15 protein-coding genes are annotated in these 14,953 nt (G+C 71.1%); 6 read left to right on the top strand and 9 right to left on the bottom strand.

Features of this window, described 5'->3' with window-relative positions:
* Positions 1-9: 9 nt before the first annotated feature.
* On the top strand, positions 10-663 hold the full coding sequence (locus tag ACI6PP_RS00320) for a sulfotransferase family protein (RefSeq protein WP_421108058.1): 654 nt from the start codon (positions 10-12) through the stop codon (positions 661-663).
* 234 nt (positions 664-897) lie between these two features.
* Here ACI6PP_RS00320 and ACI6PP_RS00315 read toward each other — a convergent pair whose 3' ends face one another.
* Positions 898-1,647 carry a class I SAM-dependent methyltransferase gene (locus tag ACI6PP_RS00315; RefSeq protein ID WP_421108057.1) on the bottom strand — a complete coding sequence of 250 codons (750 nt, stop codon included), beginning with the start codon at positions 1,645-1,647 and terminating at the stop codon, positions 898-900.
* Between the two features lie 452 nt (positions 1,648-2,099).
* Here ACI6PP_RS00315 and ACI6PP_RS00310 point away from each other — a divergent pair, with 452 nt between their 5' ends.
* Positions 2,100-2,711 (top strand): hypothetical protein, encoded by a 612-nt coding sequence (locus ACI6PP_RS00310; protein ID WP_421108055.1) that lies wholly within the window; start codon positions 2,100-2,102, stop codon positions 2,709-2,711.
* Positions 2,712-2,831: 120 nt separating this feature from the next.
* Here the strand turns inward: ACI6PP_RS00310 and ACI6PP_RS00305 are convergent, their stop codons facing one another.
* On the bottom strand, positions 2,832-3,623 hold the full coding sequence (locus ACI6PP_RS00305; protein ID WP_421108054.1) for a COG4705 family protein: 792 nt from the start codon (positions 3,621-3,623) through the stop codon (positions 2,832-2,834).
* A 757-nt stretch (positions 3,624-4,380) separates the two neighbouring features.
* Here ACI6PP_RS00305 and ACI6PP_RS00300 point away from each other — a divergent pair.
* Positions 4,381-5,694, top strand: a complete 1,314-nt coding sequence (locus ACI6PP_RS00300) for a ferredoxin reductase family protein (RefSeq protein ID WP_421108052.1) — start codon at positions 4,381-4,383, stop codon at positions 5,692-5,694.
* A gap of 14 nt (positions 5,695-5,708) precedes the next feature.
* Here ACI6PP_RS00300 and ACI6PP_RS00295 read toward each other — a convergent pair whose 3' ends face one another.
* From ACI6PP_RS00295 to ACI6PP_RS00270, 6 genes are all read right to left on the bottom strand, one after another.
* Positions 5,709-7,103 carry a sensor histidine kinase gene (locus tag ACI6PP_RS00295; RefSeq protein WP_421108051.1) on the bottom strand — a complete coding sequence of 465 codons (1,395 nt, stop codon included), beginning with the start codon at positions 7,101-7,103 and terminating at the stop codon, positions 5,709-5,711.
* On the bottom strand, positions 7,103-7,801 hold the full coding sequence (locus tag ACI6PP_RS00290; protein ID WP_421108049.1) for a response regulator transcription factor: 699 nt from the start codon (positions 7,799-7,801) through the stop codon (positions 7,103-7,105). The genes ACI6PP_RS00295 and ACI6PP_RS00290 overlap by 1 nt, the downstream gene beginning before the upstream one ends.
* 49 nt (positions 7,802-7,850) lie before the next feature.
* Positions 7,851-8,681, bottom strand: a complete 831-nt coding sequence (locus tag ACI6PP_RS00285) for a hypothetical protein (protein WP_421108047.1) — start codon at positions 8,679-8,681, stop codon at positions 7,851-7,853.
* A 93-nt stretch (positions 8,682-8,774) separates the two neighbouring features.
* Entirely contained in the window at positions 8,775-10,082 is a 1,308-nt protein-coding gene (locus tag ACI6PP_RS00280; RefSeq protein WP_421108045.1) for a HupE/UreJ family protein, read from the bottom strand.
* A complete protein-coding gene (locus tag ACI6PP_RS00275; RefSeq protein ID WP_421108044.1) occupies positions 10,075-11,235 on the bottom strand; it encodes a DUF3500 domain-containing protein in 1,161 nt (386 codons plus the stop codon). Before ACI6PP_RS00275 ends, ACI6PP_RS00280 begins: the two co-directional genes overlap by 8 nt.
* A 139-nt stretch (positions 11,236-11,374) precedes the next feature.
* Positions 11,375-11,827 carry a DUF2231 domain-containing protein gene (locus ACI6PP_RS00270; protein ID WP_421108043.1) on the bottom strand — a complete coding sequence of 151 codons (453 nt, stop codon included), beginning with the start codon at positions 11,825-11,827 and terminating at the stop codon, positions 11,375-11,377.
* Positions 11,828-12,075: 248 nt separating this feature from the next.
* Here ACI6PP_RS00270 and ACI6PP_RS00265 point away from each other — a divergent pair, with 248 nt between their 5' ends.
* A complete protein-coding gene (locus tag ACI6PP_RS00265; RefSeq protein WP_421108042.1) occupies positions 12,076-12,525 on the top strand; it encodes a VOC family protein in 450 nt (149 codons plus the stop codon).
* Positions 12,526-12,697: 172 nt separating this feature from the next.
* On the opposite strand, the gene ACI6PP_RS00260 is transcribed toward ACI6PP_RS00265, so the two are convergent.
* Positions 12,698-13,261 (bottom strand): TetR/AcrR family transcriptional regulator, encoded by a 564-nt coding sequence (locus tag ACI6PP_RS00260; RefSeq protein ID WP_421108041.1) that lies wholly within the window; start codon positions 13,259-13,261, stop codon positions 12,698-12,700.
* A gap of 87 nt (positions 13,262-13,348) precedes the next feature.
* Here ACI6PP_RS00260 and ACI6PP_RS00255 point away from each other — a divergent pair, with 87 nt between their 5' ends.
* Entirely contained in the window at positions 13,349-13,519 is a 171-nt protein-coding gene (locus tag ACI6PP_RS00255) for a hypothetical protein (RefSeq protein WP_421108039.1), read from the top strand.
* The gene (locus ACI6PP_RS00250) at positions 13,516-14,892 is read left to right on the top strand and encodes an MFS transporter (RefSeq protein ID WP_421108038.1); all 1,377 of its coding nucleotides are present in this window, start codon (positions 13,516-13,518) and stop codon (positions 14,890-14,892) included. Before ACI6PP_RS00255 ends, ACI6PP_RS00250 begins: the two co-directional genes overlap by 4 nt.
* Positions 14,893-14,953 lie beyond the last annotated feature (61 nt).

The following is a 14,953-nucleotide window of genomic DNA, read 5'->3' as shown; positions in this document are numbered from 1 at the left end:
CCTTCCGAGGTGGTCATCCGGCTGATCGGTGCGGGCTTGCCGCGTACCGGTACCTCTTCCCTTCGCGAGGCGCTACGACACGTGCTCGGCGCGCCGGTGTATCACATGAGCGAGGCCCTGGCTCATCCCGAGCACGCTCCGACGTGGGTCGCTGCGCTCCAGGGACATCCGCCGGTCTGGGACAACTTCCTGACCGGATACGTCGCCGGCGTCGACGCCCCGTTCTCCAACTGTTGGCGCGAGCTGGCCGAGGCCTACCCCGACGCCCCAGTGCTGCTGTCTCGTCGCGCCACTCCTGAGACTTGGTACCGCAGCATGGCGGCCACCGTCCTGCCCCGGACACGGGCCATGGTGTCGGGGGGCGACGGCGACCCGACGGCAGCGATCTTCGGGCTGATCTTCGCCGAGCTCGCTGTCGACATCGACGACCCGCAGGCCATGACAGCTGGATACGAGCGCTGGCTCGCTCAGGTTCGGTCTGAGATCTCGCCGTCCCGCCTCGTCGAGTGGCAACCTGGCGATGGCTGGACCCCGATCTGTCGAGCACTCGACGTCCCCGTCCCAGAGTTCGACTTCCCCCACGTCAACAGCACCGCTGATTACCGGGCGCGCCACCCGAACCTCACAGCCGTTCCAGAGATCGACGATCGACCTGACGCCTGAGCGAGCCCGGCCCCGAGTTCGCCCGTCCAGCCACGACCACATCAAGCCCAGACCTAGTCACTCAGAGCGTTCCCTTGAGACAGATTCAGATCTGCGCTTCAGGGTCGCTTCTGAACTGCAGGATCAGTTCGCAACCAGCTCCTTCGCCTGGGGGACCATGCGGTCCTACGAAGGCGCGACGACTTGACTTCAGACGGGGTGCACCGCCTCGAAGCATCGCCAGTAAAGGATCGCTCAGCGGTGCTGCAGTGTCGCGGTGAAGCTGGTGGAGTCTTCATGCGCGTCGGTGTAGGTGTCGTCGTCGACCATCTCGACGATCCGGAGCCCGGCGGCGGCGCACAGGTCTGCGAAGGACGTGGGCGTGTGCCAGTGGATGATCCAGTCCCTGTCGGCCACTTCGACCCCCGTGTTCGTGGTCCGTTCGTACCGCGCCGAGGTGGTTCGTGTCCGACCGGTGCGGTCGTAGGTCTCCCGCAGCGGGGTGTAGCTGAGCCGGGCACCGGAGTCATCGAGTGCGACGCGCGTGGAGCCGAGATCTTCGGGCGAAGTCGGTGGTGGCACCCACAAGGGGATCAGGGCGGCGCCCCCGCCGGCCAGGTGCCGTTCGATCGCACCAAGTGCAGCAGCGGCTGTGTCGTCGTCTGGCAGCAGGTTGAAGGTGGGGCCCGCGAAGTAGATGGACGCGTAGGTCCTCTCGAGGTTCAGGTTCTCGGCACGCTGGTGAAAGACCTGGGTGGGAAGACCTCGCGCGGCGGCGTTGCTCCGGCACCGCTCGACCATGTCGGCCGAGGAATCGACGCCATCGACGTCGAGACCGAGCGCACTCAAGTCCAGTAACGGCTCGCCATCACCGCAGCCGATCTCGAGCGCAGGCTCCCCATGGGCCCTCACGAACTCGGCGTACGGCCCGGGCTCGAACGTCGAGGACTTCAGTTTCGCGTAGGCGTCGACGACGATTCCGGAGTAGAAGTTCGCAGGTTCCATGGACCGGACCCTGCCACCATCCCTGCGTGCCGCACACCCGCTTTCGAGCGCCCGATCGCGGATCCCCTGCGAGACACCGGCCGCCGTCCCCGACCAGTAGGGGAGCGGCGCTCGGTGTCGTTCAGCTCTCGGGTCTTCAGATTTTCGCCGACCGACCATGCATTCTGTGCACTCGGTCTAGGCTAAAGCCGAGCCCGCCCAAGGTGCATCTACCCGGTACGGATGTGCCCTGCCCGCCGCACGGTGAGGGTGGCTGCCCGTTCGAGCCGGGCCGGGTCCGGGGGACTCACTCCTCGGCGGGAGGTGTCGGGGTTCCCGTTGTTGCTGCGTCCCGGCACTGTGCCGGCGAGCGTCCCCGTTGCGGTCAAGCCTGGCCGCGGCCGAAGCGCGATCCTGGCCCAGGAACTTGGCATTCGGCCGATGGTTGGCGTGCAATCGAAATGGCTTCCGGTGTGACCGAGACGCTCAAGCCAAAGCGCACGCGACGCCAGGTGAACCGGTTCGTCGTCCCAGCCATCGCCCTCGTCGTCGTAGGTGTAGTCCTGTCTCTTGTCGGCCGGTGGGCTTGGAAGACCTACATGCCGGTCGTCCAGTTCGGAGGCGCTGGCATCTGTCTCGATCGGGCTCCGGAACGTCTGGCCCTGGTTGTCGGGATCAACGGATGGCTTGCCGGCGACGGCACCGCAAAGATCGTTGCAATCCGACCCGTGGGTGCGACCGGTGGGCTCAGGGTGGTCGCGTTCGCCACCAACCCGACCAACACCCAGCCGGTAGGAACCGCAGACGAGCCAATCTCTCGACTCAGGGGCTACACCGACGACAGCATCACCGTGCAATGTGGCAGCTCCAGCCAGAGCGTCGCCGTGCAGCTAATTGCCACCAATTACCCCGCGACCCTTCAATCTCTTGAGGTGGACTACGAGCTGCGCGGAATCACCAGGACCGCGGTGGCCGATTACGGCCTGACGTTCTTTGCCGGCTCAAGCCCAGACGACGACTGCGACGACGCCGACCTCTCACCCAGCGGTGAGGCTGACTGCGAGGTCAGCCTCAACAGCCGATAACGCAGCCCTTGGCCCGGTGACGGATCCTCGCGCGGGTCGGCTCCGGGGCGTCGTTCGCACGGCCGCGAAACTCGCGCAGCGGTTCGGGATTCTCGAACCAGGAATGGGCGGCCCGGTCGTTCAGTGGGTGCGGTGTGGCCGCCCTGTGGGAACGTCGACGCGGCTGACGGCCAGGTAGGCGACGAGGGTGACGATGAGCACGAGGCTGGCGGCGGTGACGGTGCCGTCGCCGAGTCCGAGGCCGGACTGCTTGCCGAGCCAGTCGGCGACCGAGGCGCCCATGGGACGGGTGAGGACGTAGGCGCTCCAGAAGGCGGCAACCTCGCCGATCAGGCGGGTGCGGTGGAGCACCAGGGGGACGACCATGGCGGCGCCGAAGACGAGGGCGGCGTCGAGGTAGCCCAGGCCGAGGGTGTCGGCGGCGAGGTCGCCGGCCGCGGTGCCGAGGGCGAAGGTCAGCAGGACGGTGATCCAGTAGAAGATCTCGGCGCGCCGGGTGGTGATCGTGTGGATCGAGAGGGTGTGCTCGGTGCGGAACCAGGCGAGCAGGGCCAAGCCGAGGGCGGCTGCGTAGGCGGTGGTCATCACGGGGAGCGAGATGCCCAGGCCGATGCGCAGGCCGTCGGCGGCGACGGTGCCGAACACGGCCAGGGACGCGACGACGCTCCAGTAGGTGGCGGCGCGGTAGCGGTCGGAGCGGAGCTGGACGGTCAGGGCGACGGCCAGGCAGCCGAGGCCGACGACCACCGGGAGCACGAGGCTGAGGCGGGCGAGGTAGTCCGAGGCGGCCTCGCCCATGCCGGTGGTGAGGATCTTCACGACCCAGAACAGGGCGGTGACGGTGGGGACCTTGACGGCCCACGAGCCCGTCCGGCTCACGGCCGTCGGTCGTGGGTTGCGCGTCGTGCTCATGCAGGGCTCCTCGGAGGGATGACTGGCGCGCCGTGCGCCGGACGGGAGTCTGCCGACGTTGCCTGGCGGCCTCATGGGCGTCGACTGTGGGTCACCTGTGAGGACCGGCTGACGCGTCGCACCAGCGGGCCGGTCGAGGTTTGACGGGCACTTGACGTCGCGTTGGGGTTCTGTTGCGCCGGTGTCGGCGATGCTCGTGACGACCCTCGCGTTCGACCTCAGGAGCACCATGACCGACCAGTCCAGACCCGGCACCGAGTGGGAGCGAGTGCCTCGCGGAACAGCGCCGGGGAGCCCGGCCGCGACGACGCCCAGCCGCACCCCGTGGGTGGTGGAGCACTACGGTTTCGCGCGCGACACGCGCAGAGTGACGGCGGTGCGACCAGCCGCCGGTCGGCCGGCCGTCCGGCGGTCACGGGGTGGGTGGGCGGCCCTCGGCGTGGGGTTCGTGGCGACCTCGGTGCTGGTGATGACTGGAGGGTTCGTGGCCGCCCAGGCGATGGCCGACGACGCACCGGGGGACCAGGGCGTCGGGACGGTCGGACGCCCGTTCGACGGACCCGGACGTGGCGGTCGATGACCCGATGAGTGACGTCTCCCGCCGCCCACCGGGCCGCCGGGCCGACCGCCCCCGACGCGGACGTGCCGGTCCGGCGGTGCTGGTGTTGTGCACCGTCGTCGGCGTGTGGCTGGGGCTCACCGGCCCGTCGGACTCACCCGTCCAGCCCGACCCCGCGACCGTCCAGGTGGGGCAACCGTGAACCGCCGGGACCACCGTGCCGCCAGCGACGCGGCGGTCGGGATCATGGTCGCGATCGGTGTCCTGGTGGCAGTGTGGCCGGTCGTGGTGGCCGTCGCGGCGCCGGTCCCGTTCGCGGTCCTGCCGGTGCTCGCACACGTCGCGGGGATGCTCGCCGGGTACGGGGTCCTGGTGCTGATGACCCTGATGTCGCGCTGGCCGGTCCTGGAACGCGGCGTCGGCTCGGACCGGCTCGCCCGCTGGCACGCCCGCGGCGGACGGATCGTGCTGACGCTCGTGCTGGTGCACGCCTGGGCGGCCACGCAGGCGTGGGCCGACAGCCGCGAGGTCAGCCTGTCGGTCGCCCTGTGGCAGGTGCTGGGCATGCCGTGGCTGATCTCGGCGACGGTGGCCACGGTCCTGCTCGTAGGCGTCGCGGTCGTCTCGGTCAGGATCGCGAGGCGCAGGCTGTCGTACGAGCGGTGGCACCTGGTGCACCTGCTCACCTACGTGGCGATCGCGTTGTCGTTCCTGCACCAGCTGGGCGGGCCCGACCTCGCAGGACGTCCGGTCCTGCAGGTGCTGTGGGCACTGATGTACGCGCACGCCTTCGGCCTTGTGCTGCGCCACCGCGTGATCGCGCCGGTGCGGGCGGCCGCCCGGCACCGGCTGCGCGTGGCGGCGGTGGTGCCAGAGGCCCCCGGTGTCGTGTCGATCATCCTCGATGGCGAGCACCTCGGCGAGCTCCGCGCCGAGCCCGGGCAGTTCTTCCGCTGGCGGTTCCTGACCCCCGACACCTGGCTCACCGCGCACCCGTTCTCGCTCTCCGCGCCTCCCGGGGCCCACCGGCTGCGGCTCACCGTCAAGGCGCTAGGGGACGGCAGCCGGCTGCTGCAGGCGATCGAGGTCGGCACCTGGGTGGTGGCCGAGGGGCCGTACGGCGCGATGACCGCCGACCTGCGCACCCGCCGCGAGGTGCTGCTGGTCGCCGGCGGTGTCGGGATCACGCCCATGCGTGCCCTGTTCGAGACGATGCCGCTCGGGCCGGGGACGGGGCTGACGCTGCTGTACCGCGCGCGGGACCGCGACCAGATCGTCTTCCGCGCCGAGCTCGACGCGATCGCGACACACCGCGGTGCCCGCGTCGTCTACCTCCTCGGCGACGACCCCGACCTGCTCTCGGCGGCGTCCCTGCTGCGGCTGGTGCCGAACCTGGCGGAGCACGACGTCTACCTGTGCGGCCCGCCGGGGATGGCCCAGGTCGTGCGCACCAACCTCGAGCAAGCGGGGCTGCCCGTCGAGCAGCTGCACGAGGAGCGGTTCGCGTTCTGAGGTCCGGGGCGACGTCAGACCGCAGCCGGGGGCGGCGCCTCGGCCAGCGGCACCGCGAGGCGCACCCGGGTGCGGCCGTCTGGGCGGCTGATCTCCAGGGTGCCGCCGCCGCTCTCGGCGCAGCGGCGGGCGATGTCGAGGCCGAGCCCGGTGGAGCCGCGGTCGCTGTGGCCGCGCTCGCGAGCGGCGTCGGGGATGCCGGGGCCCTCGTCGATGACGTCGACGCGCGCCATCGGCTGCACGCGGTCGTCGTCGACGGCCACCTGCACCGACAGCGCGGTGCCCTCGGCAGTGTGGGCGATGACGTTCTCGAGCAGGGCGTCGAGGGTCGCGGTGAGGTCGCCCTCCTCGCAGCGGGTCCAGACCGGACGGTTGACGACGTCGACCTGGACCTCACGTCCCTGGTCCTCCAGCAGCGGCAGCCAGAACGCGACCCGGTCACGTGCGGTGGCGGCGAGGTCGGACCTGCTGGAGTCGGCCCGTTCGGGACGGCGGCGTGCGGCACGGATCACCGCCGTCAAGGTGCGCTCCAGCTGGGCCACGTGCTCGGTGAGGTCGTCGGTCCGCGGACCGGGCGGAAGCGCCTCGACGTCCAGACGCACCGCGGTCAGGGGAGTGCGCATCCGGTGGGACAGGTCGGCGACGGTCTCGCGCTCGGCGGCCATCAGGTCGCCGATGCGGTCGGCGAGCGCGTTCAGCGCCACCCCGACGGCGGCGACCTCGCGCGGCCCGCCCTCGGGGGCGCGGGCCGCGAGGTCGCCGGCGCTGAGCCGGTCGGCGGTGTCGGCGGCGGAGTCGAGCGGGCGCACCAGGCGCCGGCTCACCAGCTCGGCGCCCACCGCGGAGGCGACGAGCAGCAGCAGACAGACGCCGGCGATCAGGGCCCAGCGGGCGGTGACGCCGGCGGCGAGCTCGTCGTCGTCGGCGTAGGCGCGGACGACGGCGATGCCGCCGGTCGCTGACGCCGTCACCTCGACGAGGCGGCCCTGCGCGGTCGCGCTCTCGGTGGCCGTGGAGACCTCGCCGAGCCCGTCGCCGTCGCGGTCACGTCCACGGCCGTCCCGGTCGCCGTCGCCCCGGCCACCTCCACGTCGCCCGGCGCGGTCCGTGCCCGTGACGTCCTGGGGGAAGGTGTCCCCCACCTCGGTGCCGTCGGGCAGCTCGACTTGGAGGCTCACCTGGTCACGGCGGCCCTGGCGGGCGAGGTAGGCGTCGAGCTGCTCCTCGTCGTAGCGGCCCGTGCTGAGGTAGTCGGCCACCGACTGCGCGAGCAGGGACGCCTCTCGGGTCGAGCCCTCGATCAGCTGATCCCGGATGGTGACGGCCAGCGGCACCGCGAGAAGGACCAGGACGATGGCGGTGGTGCCGGTGGTGAGCGCGAGCACCCGGCGCCGCATCGTGCCGAGCATCAGCTTCCTGCTGCAGCCGTGGGGTCCACCATCTTGACCCCGACGCCGCGCAGGCTGTGCAGGTAGACCGGCTCCTGCGCCGTCTCACCCAGCTTGCGGCGCAGCCACGACAGGTGGACGTCCACGGTCCGGTCGGCGCCGCCCCAAGGCATCTGCCACACCTGGGCGAGCAGGTCGCGCTTGCTCATCACGGTGCCGACGTTCTCGGCGAGTGCCAGGAGCAGGTCGAACTCCTTGCGACTGAGCTTCAGATCCGTTCCGTCGAGGCGGGCCTGGCGGGCGGACCGGTCGATGCGCAGACGCCCCACCTCGACGTGCGCGCCGCGCTTGCTGGTCGCCCCCGAGCGGCGCAGGACTGCACGCACACGTGCCTCGACCTGTGCGGCCGAGAACGGCTTGATCACGTAGTCGTCGGCGCCGGCGTCGAGGAGACGCACGACCTCGCGCTCGTCGTCGCGGGCGGTGGCGATGATGACCGGGACGTCACTGATCGCCCTGAGCATCTTGAGCACGTCGGCGCCGTCGATGTCAGGCAGTCCGAGGTCGAGGACCACGATGTCGGGACGCTGATCGACCGCCGCTGCGATCGCCTCGGCGCCTGACGGGACGGCAGTGACTGACGAGCCGAGCTCACCAAGGCCGCGCGTGAGCGCGGTACGAATGGCGTCGTCGTCCTCGACGAGCAGCACGTGCGTCACGTCGGACACCGTAGGCCACCTGCCCCGGACAGCCGGACCGCCGACGTGCTCAGTCGTCGTCCCCGTGGTGGCCGCCTCGGCCGTGTCCGGTCTGTGTGCCGGTGATGGCGAAGGCCTTGTCGAGCTGGACCTCGAGGCGGTCGCCGGCCTTGGTGGTGACGTGGGCCTCGTAGGTGCCGTCATCGTCGGTGGTGGCGCGCTCGATGGTGGCGCCGGGGTACTTGGCCAGGACGGCGGCCTTGACCTTCGCGGCGGTGGTGCCGGTCAGCGGCGTCTCGTTGCCGCCGCCGTGCCCGCCGCGTCCGCCGTGTCCGGTCTGTGTGCCGGTGATGGCGAAGGCCTTGTCGAGCTGGACCTCGAGGCGGTCGCCGGCCTTGGTGGTGATGTGGGCCTCGTAGGTGCCGTCGTCGTCGGTGGTGGCTCGCTCGATGGTGGCGCCGGGGTACTTGGCCAGGACGGCGGCCTTGACCTTCGCGGCGGTGGTGCCGGTCAGCGGCGTCTCATTGCCGCCGCCGTGCCCGCCGCGGCCGGTCTGGGTGCCGGTGACCTTGAAGGCCTTGTCGACCTGGACGGTGAGGTCCTGGCCGGCGGTGGTGGTGAGGTGCGCCTCGTAGACGCCGTCGGAGTCGGTCTCGAGACGGTCGACGGTGGCGCCGGGGTACTTCGCGAGTGCGGCGGCCTTGACCTTGGCGGCGGTGGTGCCGGTCAGCGGCGTCTCGTCGGACCTGCTCTGAGACGTCGAGGCAGACGCGCCGTCGGTGGCCTCGCCCGACGCGGTGCCGCCGGTGAGCAGCACCGCGGTGAGGACCGCGCCGCCGGCGATGACCGAGCCGGCCCCGAAGAGGGCCTTCCTGGTGGTGCTGAGCTGCTTGATGTTCACGTGGTCTCCAGTGGGCGTCAGCCGGGCCCCGATGGCCCGGCGGCGATGGCTCGACGCTAGGAGCGTGCGCGTCAAGCCGGTGGCAGCGGACCGTCAAGTCCGGGTTAAGAACCGGTCCGGGGCGGTGGCTCCGCCACCGCTCGCCCGCATGCTCGCGTGACCCACCAGGGCGCAGGTCGCAAGGCCGACGGCGAGAGCGATTGGGTGGTCGACGAGGAGGTTGGCCACCGGCTCGAGCGGGTTGGCCGTCAGGACACCGACCCGTTCGAGCAGCCAGGCCGAGGCCAGCACCGCGCCGAGCGACGCCAGGGCGGCGCGCAGCCAGGGGTAGGCCGGGGTGCGGCTGAGGACGATCAGTGACGGCATGGCCAGGGCGACCACCAGCAGCTGGGTGACCTCGATGCCGAGGTTGAAGCCGAGCAGGGTGGTCACCAGGCTCGTGCGGCTGAGGTCGAGGTCACCGAGGAGCGTCGCGAACGCCAGACCGTGCAGCAGGCCGAACCCACCGGCGATGAGCACCTCGCCGCGTCGCACGAGTGGTCGGATCGCGTGCACGGCCGAGACGAGGACGGACAGGGCGATGCCGGCCTCGACGAACCTCGACGGCAGGTGCACCCATCCGAGCGCGCCGAGCGCCAGGGTGATCGAGTGCCCGATCGCGAACGCGGTGACGACGTGCACGATCCGCCACCCGGCCCGGCGGACATCGGGCCGGCGGACCCATCTCCGGCCTCGGACCGCCAGGGGAGCGGGCAGCAGCAGCATGAGCAGGAACAGCAGGTGGTCGCTGCCGCCGCTGATGTGCTCGATGCCCAGGTGCACCGCCGGCACGAACCCGCTGTCTGCGTCGGTGGCCGCCGAGGCCCGGGCCACCGGCACCGCCGTGGTCTGCCACGACAGCATCGCCAGCTGGGTGTAGGCGCCGTCGTGGCCGTAGCGGGCCGACACGAAGACGCGGTGCGCCGGCAGCGCGTCCATGACGGCGTCGTCGTGGAGCACGAAGTCGCCGACGGTCCCGGTCGCCGGGGCGAGGGTGGCGGCCAGCACCAGGTTGTCGACGCCGTCGACTTCCGTGACGGTGCCGCCGCTGACCGTGGTCGTCCAGGTGCGGCCGGCGTCGTCGGTGGCGCCGAGGTGGTCGCGGACGTAGGCGCGCAGCCCGGCCAGGGTGGACGGGGTGAGCACGCTGGTGGCGGTGAGATCGCGGTCCTGGGCGATGCTGAGCTCGTCCAGGGGGATCTGCACGGTGGCGGTCACCTCGCTGGAGGTGACGTCGAGCAGGACCGCCGAGGTGCTCAGGGGGTGCGCCGAGGCGACCTGTGAGCCCGCGAGGACGAGGACGGCGGCGCCCACCAGGAGCGCCGCCGCCCGTCGCGCCCAGGCGGTGAGGACGTCACGCACTGGGGTTGGTGCTGCCGTAGTCGTCGGTCTTGTCGCGGTACACGCCGTGGTAGTGGACGTTGGGGGTGCTGCGGCTTCGGGTGTTGACCAGCTCGATCCACACGCGGGGACCGTCGATGCGCAGGTAGGTGTTGTCGCCGTCCACGGTGTCGCTGCCCGAGAACGCGATGGTGGTCTGGTCGAGCTGGGACTCGTAGGTCTTCATCAGCGACGCGGCCATCCCGGGGTTGGCGTCGTCCACCCATGCGGCGATGGCGGCGAGGACGAGCTTCTGCTGCGCGGTGGACAGGTCGGAGACCTTGAGGCCCTCGGTGGTGGGGAACTTGCCGCTGTCGACGCCGGGTCCCATCAGGATGTCGTTCAGCGTGGCCGAGAGCTTGGCCTGGGCGGTCTGGTCGTCGGTGAGGGAGTCGAAGACGGCGAACGCGGTGCCGGCCTTCTCCTTCATGGGCTCGACGTCGGTGTTGTCGATGGTGAACGACTTGGGCTCGGTGCCGGTGAAGTCCGGCGTGATGCTGGCCGTGGTGCCCTTGTAGGTGTAGTTGCGGGCGAGGTGGTGCCCGCCGAACTGGACCATGAACGGGTCGGTCGTGGACGGCGTGCCGTACACGGCGATGTAATAGTTCTCGTCGCCGAAGTCGCTGTTGCCACCGTCGCTGTTGGCCTTGAGCCAGTCGTCGGCCTTCTGGATGGCCTCGACCTGGGAGTAGCCCTGCGCGCTGAGCATCGTCTTGACCACGGCCATCGCAGCGGTCTTGGACTCGGCGCTCAGATCGGTGAGCGCGATGCCCTTGCGGGCGACCGTCGAGGCCGGGTAGTTCGACCAGGTCTGACGCGATTGGTTGTCGCTGAAGTCGTAGGTGGCGGTGTTCTTCTGCTCGTCGGTGAGCGTGGCGAGGAACGCGTCGGTGGCCTTGACGACGTCGGTGGTGTTCGCGTCGGAGGCGTTGGTGCCGTCGGTGTTCAGGTCGACCGCGGTGAAGGTCTGCATCTGACCGGGGCCGCCACCGGAACCGCCCTGCGGGGGGCCGTTCTCGGAGCTGGTGGACGACGAGGAGGCGTCGGTGCTGTCGCTGGAGCTGCAGGCGGCCAGGCCGGTGACCAGCGCGAGCACAGCGATCGGGGCGACGACGGTGCGACGGATCTTGTTCATGAAGGGGTGTGTCCGTTCGAGGTCTGACGGGCATGTGCCCGACGGAGTGTTCAGGAGAAATCTGGGGGCTCGACCTGTGCGCCCCCTGTGGCCCGGGATGGAGCCGCGTGTGCACGGGCCGATCGTGGGCCCGGAGTGGTCAGCGGGCTGCGGCTGGTGTGTCGCCCCACGCGGCGCGGGCACCGGAGTCGCCGACGCGGTACACCTGGACGCCGGCCGCGACCGAGGCAACGACGGCCAAGACCGCGACACCGGTGGTGATCGCCTTCCGGGCGCTGCCGGCGCGGTCGAGCATGAGCAGCACGACGAGCAGGACGACCATCGGCAGCGAGAACCAGAGCAGCTGGTCGCCCAGCGCCGCATGAGCACCGGGGTCGCCGACGCGACGCTCCAGGGCCTCGCCGCTCGACGTGGCGACCGGGATCAGTGCGACGCCGACGACGCCGAGCGCAGCGACCAGCCAGCCGTACCTCTGGCGCCACGCGGGCCGCAGCGCGACCAGCACGACGCCGACGACCGTCAGCGGCAGCAGCACGACCACGGCGTGCACCACGAGCGGGTGCAGCGGCAGGCCGTTGAAAGAGTCGAACACGAGAGCTCCCTGGGTGTGGGCCCGCGGAGCGCGGGCCGTGCTTAGGGTGTCCGTCCGGTCATTAACCAGACGTCAAGACCGCGTCAATCCGCCGCTATACACGGGGCCCGTAAGACGGGGCGATGGTCCGGTCCCGCAAGGCGATCCCCCGCGGAACGACCGCCGCGCACAATGGCGAACGGCGCCGGTAGTCGTCGCGACAACAAGGGAGTTTGCGGTTTCAGGGGGAGCGGGAACACAGTTGCGGCATGGCGACGATTCAACTCGTGGTGGATTGCTCGGATCCCGCCCGACTGATCCCGTGCTGGGCTGCGGCGCTCGACTACGTACCGGCTCCGCCGCCCGCGGGAAGTCCGACGTGGCGCGAGTTCTACGTACGCGGCGGCGTCCCCGAGACCGAGCTGCCTGAGACCGGCGACGCCTGCGACCGGATCGTCGACCCGAAGGGAGTCGGGCCCGCTGTGTGGTTCCAGGTCGTGCCGGAGAGCAAGGTGGTGAAGAACCGGCTGCACATCGACGTCCAGGTCGGTGGCGGACGTGGGGTGCCGCTCGACGAACGGAGGACGCGGGTCCGGTCGAGAGTCGCGACGTTGACCGCGCTCGGCGCCACCGTGCTGCACACACACGAGGGCGAGTTCGTCGGTCACTACGCCACGACACTCGCGGACCCGGAAGGTAATGAGTTCTGCGTCGTCTGAGACTGAGCGTGCGGTTGGACGAGCCAGCCGCGCTTCCCGCTTCATCCAGTCGACGATCCAGCGCGGGACGTCGGAGGCCGCGGTCCGATAACTGGGGGTGGCGGTTCGATGTGGCGTGTCGCGACTCGGGTTTCCTCTGCGGGCGGGGAGCAGAACTCCCGAGCGCGGCCGGCTAGGCGCTCATCAGGTCATCGATAAGGCGGAGTGCTGCCTCCCCGAGTCGACGCCGGTCGGGGTAGGCGGCGCTGGACCACAGGCCCTCCAGCGCCAACCACACCTGGTCGGCGACGACCTCCGGGTCGGGCACCTCGGTCTCGCGGACCAGGCTCTGGACGGTGGCGCGACGCTCGCGCAGCCACTGCTCCGCGTAGAGCGACACCTCGTCGTCGGCGTGGCCGAGCTCACTCAGATAGTTGCGCAGCGGACAGCCACGGAAGCCGGGCCGGTCGGACTTGGCGACCACCTCGAGGGCGATGGCCCTGATGGCGTCGCGCGGGTCCGCCGCGCCCGTCACGGCGAGGCGCTCGGACTCCCTGCGGCGTTCGCCGAAGAGTCGCAGGTAGGCCAGCACGAGTCCGTCCTTGGTGGCGAACTCCCGGTACATCGCGTTCTTGCCGCACGCTGCGGCGGCGGCAAGCTCGGCCATGCCGACGGCCTGGACGCCGCGCTCGTAGAACAGGGGCACGGCGGCGTCGAGGATCCGCGTACGCGTGTGCGGGTCTCGCGCTCGGGGCATGTCGACACGCTACCGGACCGACCGGTCCGTCATGTGGTTGGATGAGCACGGACCGATCGGTCCGCAACGAGGCAGAGGGGCGTGAGCGTGAGCCAGCGACGAATGGCCTCCATCGCAGGCGGCGACCGCGGCCCGGGCCGCGCCTTCGGCCCGAAGCTGCTCGCCACGCCGGTCTCGGACGAGGTCGAGCCCCGCGATGACGCGGTCACCCGGGCGGCGAGGGCGATGCCCACCGGCTCGCCGGCGGACCTGCCGTGAGCGCGGTCCCCGAGGTCGCCCACCTCCACCGGGCCTCGACCAGACTCTCGTCCCGCGAGGCCGGGGTTCTCGTCGCGGCGTGCCTGGGTGCGATGGTGACGTTCTTCCTCATCACCGCCTCGGTCTCCTCCCTCGGTGCCATCGGCGCCGACCTAGCCGTGGCTCCGGCCAGCCTGGTGTGGGTGCCGAGCTCGTACACTCTGGTGGTCGCCAGCCTGATCCTGACCGCGGGGTCGGCAGGTGACCGGTGGGGCCGTCGACGGGCCTTCGTGTGCGGCACCCTGGTGCTGGCCGCCGCGGCCGTACTCGTGCTGTCGACGCGCACGTTCGGCGCACTGCTGGCCGGGGAGCTGCTCGCCGGCGTCGGCGGTGCCCTGGTGCTCCCGAACAGCCTGTCGATCGTGAGCCTGACCTTCGCCGACCCCCACCGTCGGACCGAGGCGATCACGACCTGGGTGGCCAGCTCGGGCCTGGGCCTGGCCGTGGGCCCACTCGCGGCCGGTTGGGTGCTGCTGCACCACGACTGGCGCCTGACGTTCGTGCCGGTCATCGTCCTCAGCCTGCTCGCCACCGGCTTGGCTCTCTCACTGGTCACCGATTCGCGCCACCCCGACGCCGAGCTGGACTTCGCCGGCGCCGTGCTCGGCACCGTGGCGATCGGCGGCTTCGTTTACGGCCTCGTCGGTGGCGGCCAGCACGGGTACGACGACCCACGCTCGCTGACCGCCTTCGCCGCCGCCGCGGTGGCCGCGGCCGTGTTTGTCGACGTCGAACGCAGGGTGAGACGACCGATGCTCGACGTCAGGCTGCTGGCCAACCCCGCTTTCGCCGCGGTCATGGTGGTGGCCGGCGTCGCGCTGTTCGGTTTCACCGGCCTGGCCATCACGCTCGTCCTGCACTTCGAGAGCGACCTGGGGCTGGACGCGCTGGCGACGGGGTGGCGTCTGCTTCCGCTCTTCCTCGCCTACGTCGTCGTGGCCATGGCCGCGGGCCGACTGGTGCGTCGGGCGGGGTTCCGGGTGCCCCTGGTGGCCGGACTCGTCCTGGTCGCCGCGGCAAGCCTGGGGCTGGCGAGTCAGGTGGACGCGGCCGGCTACCTGCGGGTCTGGCCCGCCCTGATCGCCATCGGTGCCGGCATCGCACTTGTCGCCGCGCCCAGCACGGCGGCCGCGATCGCCGGCGTGCGCCCAGAGGAGGCCGGCATGGCCGCCAGCGCCGTCAACGCCGCCCGACAGGTCGGCTCGGTGATGGGCTCCAGCTTCGTGGGGTCCGTCGTCGTCGCCCACGGCGTCCAGCTGGGCGTGGAGGTCGTGGCAGGAGTGTTCGCCGCCTCCGCCGTCCTCGCCGCCCTGTTGGTGCCCGCGAAGCAGTGACCCGCCACGACGACCCGCCAACGCCCGCCACCCAAGGAGACGCAGCCATGACGATGCACCA

The organism is Solicola agrisoli, assembly GCF_049059935.1.
In the GTDB taxonomy this organism is placed as follows: Bacteria; Actinomycetota; Actinomycetes; order Propionibacteriales; family Nocardioidaceae; genus JAURVT01.
The sequence above is the reverse complement of the archived record's forward strand: the minus strand, read 5'-3'. Positions and strand labels throughout refer to the sequence as shown.

Excerpts from the sequence above, each read along its gene's own strand:
- ACI6PP_RS00265 (WP_421108042.1), top strand. The coding sequence starts at position 12,076 with ATGGCGACGATTCAACTCGTGGTGGATTGCTCGGATCCCGCCCGACTG.
- ACI6PP_RS00275 (WP_421108044.1), bottom strand. The coding sequence starts at position 11,235 with ATGAACAAGATCCGTCGCACCGTCGTCGCCCCGATCGCTGTGCTCGCG.
- ACI6PP_RS00315 (WP_421108057.1), bottom strand. The coding sequence starts at position 1,647 with ATGGAACCTGCGAACTTCTACTCCGGAATCGTCGTCGACGCCTACGCG.
- ACI6PP_RS00305 (WP_421108054.1), bottom strand. The coding sequence starts at position 3,623 with ATGAGCACGACGCGCAACCCACGACCGACGGCCGTGAGCCGGACGGGC.
- ACI6PP_RS00260 (WP_421108041.1), bottom strand. The coding sequence starts at position 13,261 with ATGCCCCGAGCGCGAGACCCGCACACGCGTACGCGGATCCTCGACGCC.
- ACI6PP_RS00295 (WP_421108051.1), bottom strand. The coding sequence starts at position 7,103 with ATGCTCGGCACGATGCGGCGCCGGGTGCTCGCGCTCACCACCGGCACC.